The sequence below is a fragment of the Dyadobacter sp. CY347 genome, assembly GCF_021502655.1.
Lineage (GTDB): Bacteria > Bacteroidota > Bacteroidia > Cytophagales > Spirosomataceae > Dyadobacter.
In genome coordinates, this window is record NZ_JAKFFT010000007.1 from 124,976 (window position 1) to 143,343 (window position 18,368).

Below are 18,368 nucleotides of genomic sequence, written 5' to 3' on the forward strand. Positions count from 1 at the left end.
TCAAAGCGCCATGGCAGAAATAGGCCCGAATGCTACACTGGATGATATAGTGTTTGCTGATCGTAATAAGGCGTACGGAGCATTTTCACTTCGTCGGGGCTATCGTGCCGATGTGACGAAGGCTACCTTGATCGGAGCGGCTCTCTTTGTTCTTGCAATGTTTACACCGTCAATTATTAATAGACTGTCGGCAGGCGAGGAAGAAGAAGTGGCAATGGTTGAAGTGGATTTAATGAAAATACCACCGCCGCCAATAGATCCGGCAGAACCACCACCGCCACCACCACCCCCGGTTGAACAACCAAAGGTGAACACGGTGAAGTTCTTGCCTCCTGAGGTAAAAAAGGATGAAGAAGTGCCTGAAGAGGTGCCACCACCAACAGTAGAAGAAATTAAAGAAGCTGTTGTTGCGGATAAAACAATTGAAGGAGATCCTAATGCCAACGAAATCATTGTGGCTCCGGAAGCAGTTGCGGCACCAAGCAAAGGAACAGTTGTAGAAGCAGCACCAGAACCGGAAAAGGTTTTTACCGTTGTTGAGCAGCAGCCTGAGTTTCCAGGTGGTACGGCTGAAATGTACAAGTATTTAGGTAAAAATATCAAATACCCAAGTGCAGCTTCACGTGCCAACGTTTCAGGAAGGGTGTTTATGTCATTCGTTGTAAATACGGATGGTAGTATCCAAGATGTGGCTGTATTAAAAGGACTTGGTTTTGGTTGCGATGAAGAAGCTATCCGTGTTGTGAAAGCAATGCCGAAGTGGAAGCCAGGAAAGCAATCAGGACGTGCAGTTCGTGTTAAGTACAACTTGCCAATCAATTTCCAGCTGGAGTAACTCATGAGGGAAAAACCATTGCATGAGAAGATCGGTGATCTAACCTCTGTGTTAATGGCTCTGACATACATAGGAGGAGGGGTCTTTTTAGTCCTCTCCTCCTTGTCTTTTAGGTTGTTACCAGTTGGTAGTCTGGCAAGGAATGCTTTTGCTGGCACACTTATTTTGTACGGAGCTTACAGAGGATACAGGGTTTGGAGAAGAAGAAATCAAAAAGAACTATGAAATTTTGGTCAGCCGGAATAATGCTCGGCACATCAGTAGCGTTGCTGAGCTTGCTAGGTTGCGGTGGTTCTAATGGTAATCTTGATAACCCACGGCAGGGAACAATTACTGTTGCCTCAGACGAATCATTCAAGCCAATTGTTAATGCGCTAACCAATGCATATGAGGGAATTTACCCGAATACGCATTTTAAGCTAGAGTATAAGCCAGAGCAAGAGGCGATTCGTCAATTGCTTAACGACAGTGCCCGGATCATTTTCTCGACAAGGCAGTTAAGCGAGAAGGAGACAGAGCTTATTAAGAAGCAGAAAGGATCCCATAAGTTTCAGCACATTGCAACTGATGGGCTGGCGTTGGTTGTAAGCAAATCCAATACGGACAGCTTAATAACAATGCCAGAAATCAAGGCAATACTGGAAGGGAAAATTACGGATTGGTCTCAGTTGAAGGATGGAAATCAAAAAGGGCCTATAACATTGGTGTTTGACAATGCCAATGCAAGCAACTTGAATTTCATTCTTAATAAATTCGGGATCAAGGACATTCAACGTTTGCGTATTACATCAGCTGGTTCTAACGAGAATGTAATCAAAGATATCAGGTCTAACCCGCTTCATTTGGGTTTTATAGGCGTAAGTTGGATCAGCGAAGGGCATTCATTAGCAACAAGGGAATTGTCAAAAGGAATCAATGTATTGGGTGTTGCTCAAAAGGCTAATCCAGATTCGTTGTCAAATTACATTCAGCCTTTTCAGGGCGGACTTGAATTTAAAAGATATCCCCTCCACCGTGATTTGTATATCATCAGCCGTGAAGGATATTCGGGATTGGGAGGTGGACTAATGACCTATATCGCACGGGATGTAGGAGGATTAATTATTCAGAAAATGGGTTTATTGCCAACTGTACCCTATCCAAGGGAACTTGAAATAACCACTGGAAAGAATTTTTAATTAGTGTAATACAACTTAAGATTTGGGACTTGTTATTGGAAAGCCAAATTTTTTATCATTATTTTAACCGGGTAAAAAATGAACAGAAACATGAGAATGAAATTAGTAGCACTGGTAATTGGTTTATTAGCGTTTGTTAATTTACACGCACAAACGACGCAGGACGGCTTGGCATTGATCAACGGGGAACGTTACAATGAAGCGGGCGACTTATTCAAAAAACTCGCAGAGACCACGCCTTCTGCTGATAACCAATATTACCTTGGTTATTATTATATAAAAACCAATCAACTTGACGAAGCGCAAAAGGCGTTTGATAAAGGTTTGACACTGGACGATAAATCCTATTTGAACAAAGTAGGACAAGGAACAGTGGCTCTTGCAAAAGGAGAAAAAGCAAAAGCGAAGGAACTGTTCGACGAAGCTGAAAAGAAAAAGAAGAAAGATGCTGAAGTGCTTTTCAGAATAGGAGAGGCTTACACGCTTTTTGAGAAGAACAACGATCCAGCTGAGGCGATCAGATTGTTGGACGAAGCGGTTAAGAGAGACAAAAATCTTGCTGACGCTTATCTTGCAAAAGGCGATGCATTAATGTTACGTAACGAAGGTGGTGCCGCTGTAACTGCATATGAGTATGCTTTAACAGCTAAACCAAACTACGCAACTGCTCACAATGCCATTGGTCAGATTTATCTGCGTGGTAAAAACTATAACCTGGCGCTTGAAAACTATAAGAAGGCGATCGAGGCAGATCCTAACTTCGCCCCTGCTTATAAAGACCTTGCGGAATTATACTTCTTAGCTCAGAAATACAAACAAGCTGCTGAGAACTTCGACATGTTTATTCAGAAAAGCGGAACTACCGATCCTGAAATGAAATTGCGTGCTGCTCAGTTTGCATTTACAGCAGATGATTATGCAAAGTCGCTGCAATTGCTTGACGAGATCAAAGGGAAAATAAATAACCCGATCACGTTGCGTATGTATGGCTGGTCTAACTTCAAGACCAACAAGCCTGACGAAGCTATCCAGAATTTGACAGAATTCATCAAAATTGCTCCTGATAAAGTGATTGGTGACGATTACAAATATCTTGGTCGTGCTTACAATCAGAAAGTAGCCGACGGATCAGGATATGATTCAACTGGTGTTGCTTACATCTTGAAAGGTGCTGACATGGATACAAGCAAAGCCGAAGCTGCAACAGCTTACAAAGAGGTAGCTGCATTGTACTATGCTGCAAAGGATTTCCCTAATGCAGCTGCGACTTTTGAAAAAGGTATCGCATTGGATACTGCAAAAGCAAGTGCTAACGACTACTACTACACTGGATTGTCTAATTTCCAGATGGCAACTGCAAAAGTGCTTCCAACTGCGGCAGACTCTAATTATGCAGACAGCGCGCAGATCTCTATGGAAAGACGTGCTTTGTTCCTGAAAGCAGATTCAATATTTGCAACAGTGACTCAAAAGCTTCCAGAATGGCCATATGGATACTATTGGAGAGCAAGTACGCTTTACAATGCATATGACAGACAGGAAAACGTTGACAAAGGAATTTCTCAGCCATACTATTTGAAATTGACTGAACTTGCTGAAAAGGATCCAGATCCAAGCAAATACAAGTCTTACCTGAAATTAGCTTATGGTTACCTGGCATTCCATGCGCAGACTACATTGAAAGATGAAGCAAAATCGAAGGAATATTGGGAGAAGCTGTTGAAGGTGGATCCGGATAACGTATCGGCCAAAGAAGCATTGGGTCTTGCGACACCAACAGCGGAAACACAGCCTGCGGCTGGCGCGAAAGCTGGTGCTAAAACAAAGACTGCTGCCACACCGAAGAAAAAATAATTGGGTTGGTGTCATAACGAAAGAAGCCGCCTGGATATCCAGGCGGCTTCTTTCGTTATAAAAATTCAAAAAAGATCTAGCCTAATGAAGATAGGCGTGCAAAGCAAGTATTAAGTACTGGTAAATGTATCGTTCCGTAGTTATCGTAACACCATTGTCTTAACCTTCTCACCTCAGCGGGCATCAACATACGGATTGCTTTTCGAAGTTCTTTTTCAAACAATCTGCGGTCGAAGCTAACTTTTTGCAGAATAATTTTTATGTATTCAAGCATCGAGGCCATAGTATTATGTAGTTTTGTGGTTTAGGGACGTGAATAATTGGTATCAGAATCAAGCTTAACACATCTGAGAGCGGCAATTCCTAATAAAGTTAACGAAAATAATTAATGAAATTATATGCGTTATTAAATATTATTTTGTGTTTTTCTGGTACGCTTCTGGCCCAGAGCATTAATGACGCCTCTACTATCGAACTAGGATCCAAAAATTTATCATTGGATCAACCCTTCCTCATATCTGTTGTATTACGCGATGCAGAAACGCGTCCCGCCGTGATTTTTCCTGAGATCAATGGTTTGGAAAAAAGAAGCAAGTCGGCAACCAGCGCCATTAGTACGGTCGATGGGAAGAAAGTGGTGATACAAACCATTACACAGGAATATTTTGCTGCCAAGCCTGGAAATTACCTCATCCCGGAATTTTTCATTACAGTAAATAGCCTGAAACTGAAATCCGAAGAGACAATGGTTGTCTTTTCGCAGTCAGCAAGCTCGGGAGGGGCCGTTTCTGTGGGTGTAAGCCCGACTTTTGAAACAGATGTGGAAGATACGGGCGATGGCATTTTCCTGTCCGTGCAGACCGATAAAAAGGCAGTCTTCATCCGGGAGGGTTTTGCATTACGCATTTCACTATACATTGCTGAAAATGCGCCGGTGCAAATGGAATTTTACCGGTTCAATGAACAACTCCAATCCATCCTGAAACAATTGCGGCCGGCGAACTGCTGGGAGGAGAATGTGGGCATTGAGGAAATTGTCAAACGCCGTATCAACATAAGAGGCCGTCGTTATACGGAATATAACATGTATCAGGCGCGTTTGTTTCCGATCACCACGGAAGACATCATTTTTCCATCCATTGCGCTTCAAATGCTTGTAATTGACAACAGCAAGGCCGTGAATGTGGAGCGAAAAGTGATCAGAGCATTCAGGTCAAACAAAGCAACGATTAATGTGCGACAATTGCCGGACCATCCGCTTCGGGATCAGGTCGCAGTTGGGCAGTATGCTTTGAAGGAAAATTTATCCAGCAGCCTGGTTTATCCCGGTGAGAGTGTGCGTTATATGTTTAAGGTAGAAGGTGTCGGCAACATTGCAGCCATTCCTGCACCAACAATTCAATCTAATTCAACATTTGATATTTATCCGCCGGAAGTCAGTCAGATCATTAAAAGAAGTTATCAAAGTGTGGTTGGGGAGAAAACTTTCGATTACTTTGTTGTGCCCAGAAAAGATGGTGAGTTTCCTTTAGGAAGGTATTTTCAATGGGTGTATTTCAATTCAGGAAAATCAAAATATGACACGCTGCGTTCAACAAAAATGCTTTCAGTTAAAGGGGAAGACTATAAGTTGGCCAATTTATCATTAAGTGCTTCTTCTGGCTTATACGATAACCTGGAAAGCCTGGACAGCAGCAAGGATTCAATAAATTATAAGAAAATTTTCAAAGACACCACCAACGGCATTGTCATTCTTTTGCTGATTGCAATGGTCTGGGTATTCAGAAAGTAAAATTTGATGGGAAGTACATACGGTAAGATTTTCAAAATAGCCACATTTGGTGAATCGCACGGAGCCGGAATCGGTGTGATTATAGAAGGATGCCCGGCGGGCGTAAATTTCGACTCTGATTTCATTCAAAGCGAATTGACAAGGCGTAAGCCAGGCCAGTCGAGGATCACAACGCAACGCAAGGAAGCAGACGAATTCGAAGTGCTATCAGGGGTTTTTGAAGGCAAAACAACAGGAACACCCATTGCATTGATCATCAGGAACGAAGATCAGCGCAGCAAGGATTATTCACACATTGCTGCCCAGTTCCGTCCCTCACATGCGGATTACACTTATCAGGTAAAATATGGCGTTCGCGATTACCGGGGCGGCGGACGAAGTTCGGCACGGGAGACAGCTGCAAGAGTTGCTGCCGGCGCATTGGCGAAGCTGCTTTTAGCCGATCTGGGCGTGAACATTCAATCTTACGTTTCACAGGTTGGAACATTGAAGCTTGAAAAATCTTATCAGGAGCTTGATCTATCATTGACTGAAAGCAATGCTGTGCGCTGTCCGGATCCGGAAATGGCGCAGCATATGTTTGATTATATTGACTCAGTAAGAAAGCAGGGAGATTCTGTGGGTGGCGTGGTGAACTGCGTCATTACAGGCGTTCCGGCTGGCTGGGGCGAGCCTGTATTTGACAAGCTGCATGCTGAAATGGGAAAGGCCATGCTAAGCATTAATGCAGTAAAAGGGTTCGAGTATGGCAGCGGTTTTGACGGTGTGGCATTGCTCGGCTCGCAGCATAATGATGCGTTTTATATAGATGACGAAGAAAAAGTACATACGCGTACAAACCATTCTGGTGGTGTGCAGGGAGGGATTTCAAATGGCGAAGACATTTATTTCCGCGTAGCATTCAAGCCGGTGGCAACGATTATGCAGGATCAGGAGAGCATTGATCAGCATGGGGACGTTGCAATTGTGCAGGGGAAAGGGCGTCATGATCCTTGTGTTGTCCCGCGGGCCGTTCCTATTGTAGAGGCGATGGCTGCGCTGGTTCTGGCCGACTTTTACCTTCGTAACCGGTCCAGCAAAGTTTAGATTTTGTTGCGTTTACGCCTTTGATTCAGGCTTAAAACGAGCCAGATTGTTCCCAGGAATTCGATGGCCAGGGCGGTAAGGATAACGGGGTTGCTGAATTTGGGTTGATCTGATCTAAGTGAAGCACCAACCGCAAGCAAAAACATGCCGGTTAGCAGAATGAGCACAGCGTTTCTCAGGCTAAGTTTCACTGATGATATCGTTGGTACAACATTAGAATTCCATCAAAATGGGCATTCCTACTCCAATTTAGAAATTCTATCACAACTTACAAACAAAAAAGGGCTCCTAGGAGCCCTTTTTTACTGCATATTAACTTAAATAACCTGCGTCTTACCAGGAACCGCGACCGGATAAAGTCCGTCAGGACCCGGAAGGATTTTTGGAGAAGCATCCCAGGCCAGTTTGTCCGGGAACAAATTGATATCTGAATTGAACGCCTCGTCCCACTTGATCATCTTGCCCGAATAAGTCGCCATACGGCCCATAATGGCAGTCATTGTACTTTTTGCGCCGTTTTCTGCGTCAGCAAATTTATATTCGCCTTTCGCGATGGCAGCAAACAATTCGTCGTGTTCAACCTGATATGGGTTTTTATCGCCTTTATCGTCGTGCTGATAAATCACGCCGCCTTTGTAATCTTTCAAAATGGTTTTCTTGCCATCGAAACTGTCGATGCGTCCTTTGGTTCCTACAAAAGCCTCATCAACCTTATTCCATGTGCCTTCAAACTGACGGCATTGGCTTGAAATAACGGTTCCATCTGCATAAACCAGATCCAATGTATGGTGATCGAAAATCTCTCCATATGCTTTTCCGGTTCTTACTTCACGACCGCCGGTTCCCTGGATTGAAACAGGATAGCCTTTTTTCACCCAGTTAGCCACGTCAATGTTATGCACGTGCTGCTCCGAAATGTGGTCACCGCAAAGCCAGTTGAAATAATACCAGTTTCTCATTTGGTATTCCATTTCAGTTTGGTTTGGCTGGCGTTCTTTCATCCACGGGCTGCTTCCAACCCAGTAAACCTGTCCACCAACGATATCACCAATGGCTCCATCATGAATGCGTTTGATCGCAGCCAGATAATTTGCCTGATAGTGACGTTGCAGACCCACAACCACATTCAATTTCTTTTTCTTAGCTTCTTCTGCAATTTCAAGCACTTTACGAATTCCGGGCGCATCGGTTGCAACCGGTTTTTCCATGAAAATATGCTTGTTATTTTTTACAGCCTCTTCAAAATGTGAAGGACGGAACCCGGGAGGCGTTGCCAAAATCACCACATCCACATCTTTCAATGCAATGGCTTTTTTGAATGCATCAAAGCCTACGAACTTGCGATCATCCGGCACATCCACTTTCATTTTTGTGTCCACCACCGTTCCGGCCGCGTTCTTGTATTTTTTGGCAGTCAGGTTTTTGTATGATTCATCCAGACGGTCCTTAAAAGCATCTGCCATCGCAACGATCTGCACATTCTGCGTTGTGCTCAATGCTTGTGCCGCTGCACCTGTTCCTCTTCCGCCACAACCAATCAGAGCGACTTTAATCGTCTCATCCACAGCACTGTTAAAGCCATATCCGCGAACCGGATTCAGCATTGCACCGCCGGCTGCAAATAGGCCGGTTGCTTTTAGAAAATCACGTCTATTTTGTTCCATTACTTTTTATGTTAAGAGTTTAATATGATCTCAATAATCTTCAATCAATTTTGGGTTGTAATACGCATTAATTTCTTCCTGAGAAGGTTGTTTAACCGGCCTAACCACCCTGAAACCAACAAATGATGCACTGGTCATCCACCATTCGCTTTTCGGAAGCTGCGGATCCAGAACTTTCCATTCCGGTTTTGAAGGCGTGCGGGCAGCGCTGCGCAAGTCGGCAGGCTCATCGTCCCACGATCCGCCACGAACGGCCGTTGGATAAAGCTCAGTAACCGGTGCAAATTTTTCTCCGGCAGGCTGTTTGGCATAATAATCCGGAATGTACTGATCCAGTGTCCATTCCATCACATTTCCATGCATATCGTGCAAACCGAATGCATTCGGTTTCTTCAAGCCAATCTTTTTATAAGCTGCATCACTGTTCTTACGGTGCCATGCATATTCATCTAATTTTGATTCGTCGGCGCCAAATGAATACGCTGTTTTGGAACCTGCGCGGCAGGCGTATTCCCATTCAGCCTCAGTGGGTAACCTGTAAAAAATACCGGTTTTCTCATAAAGCCATTTGCAAAAATGAATGGCTGCATATTGTGTCATGTTGATCGCAGGATAACCCGATCTTCCCATACCAAAAGACATATCTACATAAGGAGGGCTTGGACGGGTGCTGGCATCTGTTTTCTGAACGCTTTTGTCAGGATCAGGGTGGCGTGCTGCCATTTCCTTTTCCATATTTTTAAAAGCGTAAAGATCATATATATCCCAATTCACTTCGGTTTTGCCCATCCAGAAGGGCTCGATCTTCACTTTGTGCTGAGGGCCTTCATCTGGTCTGCGGCCTTTTTCAGAATCAGGGCTTCCCATCAGGAACTCGCCGCCGGGAATTGCGACCATATCATAAACTTGCGGGCTGCCTCCTATTTTTTGGGTGTAATTCTTAAAATTGGCGTCTTGTGCTGCTGCGTTAAAACAAATGAGAACGGTTGAGAATAGGAATAAAAATTGCTTGGACATGATTTAAAATGTGTTCTATGGAACCATATAACTAAATATAAAGAGCAATATTATGCTATTTACCCTTTCAAAACGAATTTTTTCTTTGTTGTTTGAGATCTGTCCTACCTTTGTAGGAATTGAATTTTACTTTGGATCATGAATTACCTTTCAGCAGAAAATATAGCAAAGTCATTTGGCGATCAGTGGCTTTTTAAAAACATCAATTTCGGAATCAGCAGGGGCGATAAGGTTGCGCTCATCGGAACGAACGGAACAGGAAAGACCACTTTTCTAAACATTCTGACGGGTAAAATTCCGGCAGATGAAGGAGAAGTAAGCATTCGGAAAGACATTCGGGTGGGTTACCTGGATCAAAGCCCGGCTTTTGATGAAAGCCTTTCGGTGATTGACGTGATTTTTTCTTCCAACAATCCTGTGGCGCAAGTTGTTAAGCGCTACGAGCATGCCATTGAAACCGACAACCACGACGAGCTTGCCGAAGTGATGGAGGATATGGACAAGTTCAATGCCTGGGATTTTGAATATCGGACCAAGGAAATCCTGGGACGGCTTGGCATTCATCATACGGAGAATCTTTTCGGAACATTATCCGGCGGGCAGCGCAAACGCGTGGCAATGGCCAAAGTTTTGCTGGAAGATCCGGATTTATTAATCCTGGATGAGCCTACCAACCATTTGGATCTGGATACGGTGGAATGGTTGGAAAATTACCTGAACACATCCAATACAACATTGCTGGTTGTAACCCATGACCGGTATTTCCTGGACACGGTTTGTAATCAAATGCTCGAACTGGATCACGGCTCAGCATATCCATATAAAGGAAACTACACTTACTTTCTCGAAAAAAAGGCGGAAAGAGAAGAAATGGAGGCTGCGGGCATTGATAAGGCGCGCAACTTAATGCGCAAGGAACTTGACTGGATCCGACGTCAGCCCAAAGCGCGTGGGACCAAGGCGAAATATCGTGTGGATGCATTTGAAGAATTGAAGGAAAAGGCAAGCCAGAAGAAGTTCGATACACAAATGGAACTGAATGTCCGCACTTCAAGGCTGGGCAGCAAGATCATTGAGCTGGAAAATGTGAGCAAAGGTTTTGGTGAGAGACAATTGATCAAAAACTTCGAATATACATTCCGGAAAGGTGACCGCATTGGAATCGTTGGTCAGAATGGGATGGGCAAGTCGACGCTCCTGAACATGATCACGGGCGAATTAATGCCGGATAAAGGCCAGATCGTGAAAGGTGAAACGGTTCAGTTTGGTTACTATAAGCAGTCTGACCTTGTTTTTAATGAAAATCAAAGGGTAATTGACATTGTTAAGGATGTGGCAGAAGTTGTTCAATTGGGAACCGGCGAGACGGTTACTGTGGGACATTTGTTGCAGGCTTTCCTGTTTTCACCTTCCAAACAATATGATTTCATTTCCAAACTGAGCGGTGGCGAGAAGAGGAGGTTGCAGCTGCTTCTAATATTGATCAAACAACCCAACTTCCTGATCCTCGATGAGCCAACAAATGACCTGGACATTGCGAGTTTGAATGTGCTGGAAGAGTTCTTATTGAATTTCCCAGGGTGTTTGGTGATTGTTTCCCACGATAGATACTTCCTTGACAGGCTGGTACAACACATTTTTGTATTTGAAGGCGAAGGTAAGATCAGTGATTTTCCAGGAAATTATACAGAGCTGCGCGAATATCAGGACGAGCAGGAAGCAGAGAAAAAAGCCTCCGGAAACAATGCTAATGCGGGCAAAAGCAACACAACGCACGTGATCCAGCCGGTAAAGGAAACGGCCACTCCGGTTGTGACAGCTCCCGTTGCGCCGGCCGCGCCGAAGCGCAAGCTGAGTTATAAGGAGCAGAAGGAAATGGAACAGTTGGAAACTGACATTGCCAAGATGGAAGAACAAAAGGCCGTTCTGGTTACCAAGCTGCACGATGGCGGCTCGCATGCAGAATTAGCACAATGGTCTAAGCAAATCGAGGAATTGACCGAAAGTCAGGCGGATAAGGAGATGCGCTGGCTTGAACTATCTGAAAATGCTTAAATTTGGCAGCATTGTGATCCTCTGTTCCGATTAGCCCGTTTAAATCCGCATTATGAATTCAATCACCGAGTTTTTTCAATATATCCTTAATTCCGAAGAACTGATCCGCACAGGCGGTCTGCTGGTCATTACGTTTATTGTGTTTGCTGAAAACGGGCTGTTCTTTGCGTTTTTCCTGCCCGGCGATTACCTGGTTTTCCTGGCCGGCGTTTTCTGTGGGACCGGCATACTGACTGTTCCGATCGGAATTTTGCTGTTGTGTTTGTTTACAGCCGCAGTAGTGGGCTCGCTGGTCGGATATATTTTTGGAAAATACTTTGGTGATATGTTCGAGAACCGGCCGGATTCTTTCTTTTTTAAGAAGAAACACATTGAAACTACGCGTAAATACTTTGATAAATATGGCAGTAGGACATTGATTATCAGTCGGTTCCTGCCGATCGTCCGCACATTTGCGCCTATTCTGGCTGGCCTTGTCAAAATGACGCTTCCTGCATTTATGATCAACAATGTTGCAGGCGGCGCCATCTGGATCGGCACATTAACCGGCGGAGGTTTTTTGTTCGGCGAACGTTTTCCGTGGATTGTCGATTACGTGCAATACATCATTCTTTTCTTCCTGGCTATCACCACATTCACCGTAATTAAAGGATATCTGAATGCCAGAAAGGAAATGGGTTAATGCTCATTTTTCTTCCTCTTCCCGAAACCAGCCCGAGTAAGTAATGTAATTATTGGCCGTCCGGTCTATGGCGGCGTTTAGTTCTGTTGAAACGTCTTTCAGGTATTTTGCCGGGTTACCCGCGTAAATAGTCCCCGGTGGGACTTTTGTCCCCTGCGTAACAATGGCGCCGGCAGCAACAATGGATCCTGTCCCAATCACCGCCCCATCCATTACAATAGCGCCCATGCCAATGAGCACGTGATCTTCAATGGTGCAACCGTGTACAATTGCGTTGTGGGCAACGGACACATAACTGCCAATTGTTGTCGCAAAACGCTGATAAGTGCAGTGAATCACAGCTCCATCCTGGATATTGGAATAATTGCCAATGCGAATGCTGTTCACATCACCCCGGACCACAGCATTGAACCAAACCGTACAATTACTGCCCATCACCACATCCCCGACAACAGTTGCGTTTTCGGCAAGCCAGCAATTTTCCCCAAATGCTGGATTAAAGCCTCGCACAGATTTTATATACGGCATATCTTTCTTTTTTCGATTTGGTCTAAAATAGGTAAACGATTAATTCCTTTTGTTAAATGCCACAAAATTGTTGCTAAAAATTAAATATATTACGTTTTTGATCATTAAAGCCATAACTCACTATGCCATCAGCCATGAAAATTTCAAAAGGAAGTCTGTTAATTGCCAAACCGTTCTTGGGAGATCCCAATTTTGAAAGAGGTGTCATTTTGATGTGCGAACACAACGAGCAGGGCAGTTTTGGCTTTGTTTTGAACCAGATTACGGATCTCTTCCTGGGCGATGTGCTCGACGAGACCATTTATCAGGACATTGCTTTGCATCTGGGCGGTCCTGTGGAGAAGAACACACTGCATTTCATTCACAGGCGTCCCGACCTGGTTTCTGGCGGGGCGGAAATCATGCCGAACGTCTTTTGGGGCGGTGATTTTGATAAGGTAAAAATGCTTTTGAACCTTAATACTTTTCATCCAGATGATATCCGGTTCTTTATCGGTTACTCCGGATGGAGCGGCGGTCAGCTAGATGAGGAATTGAAGCAGGATTCATGGATCGTCTCAAGCACTGATTCTGAATTTCTTTTTACAACTCCACCAGAAAATTTCTGGCGCGAGATCCTGCGTAATATGGGCGGCGAATACCGGTCCATCGCCCATTATCCTATCGATCCGCGCCTTAACTAAGCCCGAAATTGATCAGTTGGGCCGGTCGAGCCCGTGGACGGATTCGTAATCCGACTTGATCCTGCTGACTTCCCGGGCCAGGAATTTCTGCAATTGTTCGTTGAATGTTAATTTATCTTCCTCAGAAAGAGAAGCATACAAATCTTTCAATTCCTGGTTGAGCTGCGCTCGCTCCTCGTCCGAGCCTGCATTCATGGAACGGATGTGAAATCGCTTAAAATCGAATTCCGGCATAATTTGTTTCATTTAGTTGTTTCAAAATTACGAAATGTGGTCGAACGAGAAAATCCTGCGCGGTGTTACGAGAAATATGATCATTATCACCCCAAATGAACAGGACATTCTTTTTTATATTTCTAACCGTCGTTCTCTTTGCAATTGATTGGTACGTGTGGCAGGGATTGCGCTTTGCGATCCGGAATTTAACGCCGCTGACACAACGCTGGATCGGCTCGGTTTACTGGGTTTTCACTGCATTAACATTAGGAGCATACATTATTATGCAGCTCCTTCCGCCTGATTCGCTCAAAAGCACCACGCGCACATTCATTGTTGCCTTCATTGCAATTCCCTATTTATCCAAGCTGCTGGCTGTTTTCCTTTTGTTCCTGGACGACATTCGGCGCTTTTTGCAATGGGTAGCAAGTTTTTTCTTTCGATCCGCAGCACCAGTTTCACCGGCAACAGGCGAGCCGGCCATTCCGCGTTCCCAATTTCTGGCAACCACGGCCATGGTGGCGGGAGCCGGGCTTATGGGAACATTTGCTTACGGAATCATTTCGGGAGCACACGATTACCGCATCCGCCGCGTCCGCATTCCGCTAAAAAATCTTCCCAAAGCATTTGACGGGATCAAAATCGCGCAATTATCTGATATACATTCAGGAAGCTTTTTTAATAAAACGGCTGTAAAAGGAGGTGTTGAAATGTTGATGAAGGAAAAGCCGGATATCGCATTTTTCACCGGCGACCTTGTGAATGACCGTGCGCTGGAAGTGCGTGAGTACATTGATATTTTTAATAAAGTAAAAGCTCCGCTGGGTGTGCATTCGGTTTTAGGTAATCACGATTATGGAGATTATTTCCAGTGGCCAAGCATTGATGCCAAGCAAAGCAATCTGGCGGACCTGAGAAAAGCACATCAATTGCTCGGCTGGAATTTGATGCTGGATGAAAACCGGGCGATCCGTGTCGATGGCGAGGAAATCGGGCTAATCGGCATTCAGAATTGGGGCGCAGGGAATTTTGCAAAATATGGAAACCTTGAAAAAGCTTACCAGCATACGGAGGATTTCCCTGTAAAAATATTGCTTTCGCACGATCCCAGCCATTGGCAGGCGCAGGTATTACCAAAATATAAGGACATCGACCTTGCCTTGGCCGGTCATACGCACGGAATGCAGTTTGGTGTGGAGATCGCAGGATTAAAATGGAGCCCGGTACAATACAGATACAAGCAATGGGCAGGATTATACACTGAAAATGACCAGCATTTGTATGTAAATCGGGGTTTTGGTTATCTGGGTTATCCGGGCCGTGTGGGTATTTTGCCTGAAATCGCTATCATTGAGTTGGTTAGGGCGTAAGATTAGGGAACTTGTAATTGGGTTGGATCAGTTATACAGGATAACAGCCCAAATACGTTGAGTATATAAGGTTCTGTAATCCTAAAAAATGAATATGATGACAAAATTTGCTTCCCTATTTCTCGTGCTCGCATTGATTTGCGGAATATCTGGTGTAAACACGGCTAGTGCAAAACCGGAGCATGTGAAGAAAGAGCTCTTCGGGAAAAAGAAGAAATTTAAGGGTTACAAAAAGCCGAAATCCAAGAAATTCCTCGGAATATTCAAGCGGAAAACAGATTGCGGCTGTCCCAATCACTGACATTCGAATTGCATCAAAATTTGCATATAATCAAGAGTAAGCAGGGCCATCATTCTCTAAAAGATTCGATTGGATTTGCTTACTTTTGTCCTTTAAAAACCATCTAATATTGACATTGTCAGCCCAAGTTGAATGAAAATTAATCTTCGGAACCAGGATAAATTTGAAAACCGTCACCACGGTAAAGATGCGCAGGAATTGCAGGAAATGCTGAGCACGATCGGAGCCGCATCACTGGATGAATTGATTGACCAGACACTTCCCCCGGCCATCAGATTGCAGAAGCCATTGAACTTGCCAAGACCGAAAACCGAGCAGGAATTTTTGCAGGGCATCCGGAAAATAGCAAGTAAAAATGCTGTTCTGAAATCATACATTGGAACAGGATATTACGACACCATTACGCCGAATGTGATTCTCCGGAATATTCTGGAAAACCCGGCCTGGTACACAGCTTACACGCCTTACCAAGCCGAGATCGCGCAGGGCAGACTTGAAATGCTGCTTAATTTCCAAACCGTCATTACAGACCTGACGGGCATGCAGATTGCAAATGCTTCTTTGCTGGATGAGGCAACGGCTGCGGCTGAGGCCATGACCATGCTTTACAGCCTGCGTCCATCTTCCAGGAAAAAAGCGAACACATTCTTCGTCTCGGAGCTTTGTCATCCGCAAACCATTGATCTCGTTCACACCAGGGCGAAGCCTATCGGCATTGACATCATAGTAGGAAACCACGCAACCGTGGATCTTACGGATGAAAATCTTTATGGTGTGCTGGTTCAATATCCTGCGACCAACGGAGAAGTCATTGATTATACAGATTTTATCGCTTCTGCACATGAGCAAGGCCTTTCTGTGGCTGTGGCTGCTGATCTGCTGGCATTAACATTGTTGAAATCGCCCGGTGAAATGGGAGCCGATGTGGTTGTGGGTTCTTCGCAGCGATTTGGCGTTCCTATGGGTTACGGCGGCCCGCACGCGGCTTATTTTGCAACAAAAGATTCATTTAAAAGAAATATCCCGGGCAGGATTATCGGTGTTTCGGTGGATACGGAGGGCAATCGTGCATTGCGCATGGCCTTGCAGACTCGGGAGCAACATATCCGCAGGGAAAAAGCAACCTCTAACATTTGTACTGCGCAGGTTCTTCTGGCAGTTATTGCAGGTGCTTACTCTGTTTATCACGGACCCGAAGGCATTAAGAACATTGCCGCACGCGTTCACGGGCTTACCAAGCTTTTTGTTGACACAATCAAACAGTTCCATTACGAGGTCGTAACGGAGCATTACTTTGATACGGTGACAGTTAAAACCGGCCTGACCAGAAAGCTGAGAGAAACTGCTGTTAAATGGGGCATTAACCTCAAATACAATGGTGAAGAAAGTGTTTCGGTTTCATTCGATGAGGCGAAAACTTTTGATGATGTAATCTCACTCTTGAATGTGTTTGCAGAAGTTTCCGGCTTCCAGGGTGAAATGGTGATTGATGAAGAACTTGAACTGGATCTTCCGTCAAACCTTGCCCGCACATCCGAATATCTGACACATCCCGTTTTCAACACGCACCATACTGAGCACGAAATGCTGCGTTATCTGAAATCGCTGGAAAACAAAGACTTATCATTGGTTCATTCCATGATTTCACTGGGCAGTTGCACAATGAAACTGAATGCAACCGCTGAAATGATCCCGTTGACCTGGCCGGAGTTCGGCGCGATCCACCCGTTCGCTCCCACCAATCAGGTAGGAGGTTATGCACAGCTTGTGAGTGAGCTTAATATCTGGCTTTGTGAAATTACCGGATTTGCAGCGATGTCATTCCAACCCAATTCAGGTGCACAGGGCGAATATGCAGGTCTTATGGCGATCCGCGCTTATCATGAAAGTCGTGGTGATGTGCATCGGAATGTTGCGTTAATCCCTTCATCCGCCCACGGAACCAACCCTGCATCGGCTGTCATGGCGGGCATGAAAGTGGTGGTTACCAAATGTGATGAAAGAGGTAACATTGATGTAGCCGATCTGAGAGCCAAAGCAGAGCAATATAAAGATGAATTGTCTTGCTTAATGGTGACTTATCCATCTACGCACGGCGTGTATGAGGAGAGCATTATTGAGATCTGCGAAATGATCCACTCATTTGGCGGACAGGTTTATATGGATGGTGCCAATATGAATGCACAAGTTGGGCTTACCAGTCCGGCAACTATTGGCGCGGACGTTTGTCACTTGAATTTGCACAAAACGTTCTGCATTCCTCATGGCGGTGGCGGACCAGGGGTTGGCCCGATCGGTGTGGCGGAACATTTGATGCCTTTCCTTCCTGGTCACGTTAATTTCAGCACGCAGCCGGAGCATTTGCCAACTGGTGAAGCAGGAGCCGTTTCCGCCGCACCTTATGGAAGTGCCAGCATCCTGACGATTTCCTACGCATACATTGCGATGATGGGAGAAGCTGGGCTCACCAATGCAACGAAATACGCGATCCTGAATGCCAACTATATTAAAGAACGCCTGAGCGGACATTATGATGTGCTTTACACCGGCACGAACGGCCGTTGCGCACACGAAATGATCCTGGATTGCCGATCGTTTAAAGCGGCCGGTGTTGAAGCCGAAGATCTTGCGAAACGTTTGATGGATTATGGATTTCACGCGCCTACATTGTCATTCCCTGTTGCAGGAACATTGATGATCGAACCTACGGAATCGGAATCGAAGGCGGAACTGGATCGTTTTTGTGATACAATGATCGCGATCAGAAATGAAATTCGGGAGATTCAGGATGGCACAGCAGACCGCACGGATAATGTGCTTAAAAATGCGCCACATACGTCGAGAATACTGTTAAGCGAAAACTGGAACAGATCTTACAGCCGCGAGAAAGCTGCGTTCCCATTGCCGCATTTGCGTTTCAATAAGTTCTGGCCAAGCGTAAGCCGCGTTGACAGCGCTTACGGCGACAGAAACCTGATCTGCTCATGCATCCCGGTCGAGGCTTATGCGGAAGTTGAAGCTAATTAAGAAGCGATAGATAATAGCTAGCCCTTTTCCCAGGATTAAAATCCTGGGCAAAAATATGGGTCGCCGGTGACCCGGCTGGC

Annotated in this window: 17 protein-coding genes; 11 read left to right on the forward strand and 6 right to left on the reverse strand. The window is 45.0% G+C overall.

Features of this window, described 5'->3' with window-relative positions; all coding sequences use genetic code 11:
• The first annotated feature begins 10 nt into the window (after positions 1–10).
• The 3 genes from L0659_RS16285 to L0659_RS16295 all read left to right on the forward strand — a co-directional run bounded on the left by L0659_RS16285 (position 11) and on the right by L0659_RS16295 (position 3,867).
• The gene (locus tag L0659_RS16285) at positions 11–835 is read left to right on the forward strand and encodes an energy transducer TonB (protein WP_235127680.1); all 825 of its coding nucleotides are present in this window, start codon (positions 11–13) and stop codon (positions 833–835) included.
• Between the two features lie 221 nt (positions 836–1,056).
• Positions 1,057–2,013, forward strand: coding sequence for a substrate-binding domain-containing protein (locus L0659_RS16290; RefSeq protein ID WP_235127681.1), 957 nt, complete (start codon positions 1,057–1,059; stop codon positions 2,011–2,013).
• 96 nt (positions 2,014–2,109) lie between these two features.
• Positions 2,110–3,867, forward strand: a complete 1,758-nt coding sequence (locus L0659_RS16295) for a tetratricopeptide repeat protein (RefSeq protein ID WP_235127682.1) — start codon at positions 2,110–2,112, stop codon at positions 3,865–3,867.
• 76 nt (positions 3,868–3,943) lie between these two features.
• On the opposite strand, the gene L0659_RS16300 is transcribed toward L0659_RS16295, so the two are convergent.
• Positions 3,944–4,150, reverse strand: coding sequence for a hypothetical protein (locus tag L0659_RS16300; protein ID WP_082217338.1), 207 nt, complete (start codon positions 4,148–4,150; stop codon positions 3,944–3,946).
• A gap of 213 nt (positions 4,151–4,363) precedes the next feature.
• Between L0659_RS16300 and L0659_RS16305 the strand changes: the two genes are divergently transcribed.
• Positions 4,364–5,659 carry a BatD family protein gene (locus L0659_RS16305; protein WP_235127683.1) on the forward strand — a complete coding sequence of 432 codons (1,296 nt, stop codon included), beginning with the start codon at positions 4,364–4,366 and terminating at the stop codon, positions 5,657–5,659.
• Positions 5,660–5,665: 6 nt separating this feature from the next.
• Positions 5,666–6,745, forward strand: a complete 1,080-nt coding sequence (gene aroC / locus L0659_RS16310) for a chorismate synthase (RefSeq protein WP_235127684.1) — start codon at positions 5,666–5,668, stop codon at positions 6,743–6,745.
• Here the strand turns inward: aroC and L0659_RS16315 are convergent.
• The 3 genes from L0659_RS16315 to L0659_RS16325 form a co-directional block, all read right to left on the reverse strand.
• Positions 6,742–6,936: a hypothetical protein gene (locus tag L0659_RS16315; protein WP_235127685.1), complete on the reverse strand. Its 195-nt coding sequence runs from the start codon at positions 6,934–6,936 to the stop codon at positions 6,742–6,744. The two genes, aroC and L0659_RS16315, sit on opposite strands and share 4 nt — an antisense overlap.
• Before the next feature lie 126 nt (positions 6,937–7,062).
• A complete protein-coding gene (locus L0659_RS16320) occupies positions 7,063–8,409 on the reverse strand; it encodes a Gfo/Idh/MocA family protein (RefSeq protein WP_235127686.1) in 1,347 nt (448 codons plus the stop codon).
• A 30-nt stretch (positions 8,410–8,439) separates the two neighbouring features.
• Positions 8,440–9,426 (reverse strand): formylglycine-generating enzyme family protein, encoded by a 987-nt coding sequence (locus L0659_RS16325; protein WP_235127687.1) that lies wholly within the window; start codon positions 9,424–9,426, stop codon positions 8,440–8,442.
• Positions 9,427–9,564: 138 nt separating this feature from the next.
• On the opposite strand from L0659_RS16325, the gene L0659_RS16330 reads away from it, so the two are divergent.
• Together L0659_RS16330 and L0659_RS16335 are read left to right on the forward strand one after the other, a co-directional pair.
• On the forward strand, positions 9,565–11,481 hold the full coding sequence (locus tag L0659_RS16330; protein WP_235127688.1) for an ABC-F family ATP-binding cassette domain-containing protein: 1,917 nt from the start codon (positions 9,565–9,567) through the stop codon (positions 11,479–11,481).
• Positions 11,482–11,533: 52 nt separating this feature from the next.
• The gene (locus L0659_RS16335) at positions 11,534–12,163 is read left to right on the forward strand and encodes a DedA family protein (protein WP_235127689.1); all 630 of its coding nucleotides are present in this window, start codon (positions 11,534–11,536) and stop codon (positions 12,161–12,163) included.
• Positions 12,164–12,166: 3 nt separating this feature from the next.
• On the opposite strand, the gene L0659_RS16340 is transcribed toward L0659_RS16335, so the two are convergent.
• A complete protein-coding gene (locus tag L0659_RS16340; RefSeq protein WP_235127690.1) occupies positions 12,167–12,691 on the reverse strand; it encodes a gamma carbonic anhydrase family protein in 525 nt (174 codons plus the stop codon).
• A gap of 122 nt (positions 12,692–12,813) precedes the next feature.
• Between L0659_RS16340 and L0659_RS16345 the strand changes: the two genes are divergently transcribed.
• Complete coding sequence (locus L0659_RS16345) at positions 12,814–13,374, forward strand: YqgE/AlgH family protein (protein ID WP_235127691.1); 561 nt, start codon at positions 12,814–12,816, stop codon at positions 13,372–13,374.
• 12 nt (positions 13,375–13,386) lie between these two features.
• Here the strand turns inward: L0659_RS16345 and L0659_RS16350 are convergent, their stop codons facing one another.
• Entirely contained in the window at positions 13,387–13,620 is a 234-nt protein-coding gene (locus tag L0659_RS16350; protein WP_235127692.1) for a hypothetical protein, read from the reverse strand.
• An 83-nt stretch (positions 13,621–13,703) separates the two neighbouring features.
• On the opposite strand from L0659_RS16350, the gene L0659_RS16355 reads away from it, so the two are divergent.
• The 3 genes from L0659_RS16355 to gcvP all read left to right on the forward strand — a co-directional run bounded on the left by L0659_RS16355 (position 13,704) and on the right by gcvP (position 18,288).
• A complete protein-coding gene (locus L0659_RS16355) occupies positions 13,704–14,960 on the forward strand; it encodes a metallophosphoesterase (RefSeq protein ID WP_235127693.1) in 1,257 nt (418 codons plus the stop codon).
• Positions 14,961–15,054: 94 nt separating this feature from the next.
• Positions 15,055–15,261 carry a hypothetical protein gene (locus L0659_RS16360; RefSeq protein WP_235127694.1) on the forward strand — a complete coding sequence of 69 codons (207 nt, stop codon included), beginning with the start codon at positions 15,055–15,057 and terminating at the stop codon, positions 15,259–15,261.
• A gap of 132 nt (positions 15,262–15,393) precedes the next feature.
• Positions 15,394–18,288 (forward strand): aminomethyl-transferring glycine dehydrogenase, encoded by a 2,895-nt coding sequence (gcvP, locus tag L0659_RS16365; protein WP_235127695.1) that lies wholly within the window; start codon positions 15,394–15,396, stop codon positions 18,286–18,288.
• Positions 18,289–18,368 lie beyond the last annotated feature (80 nt).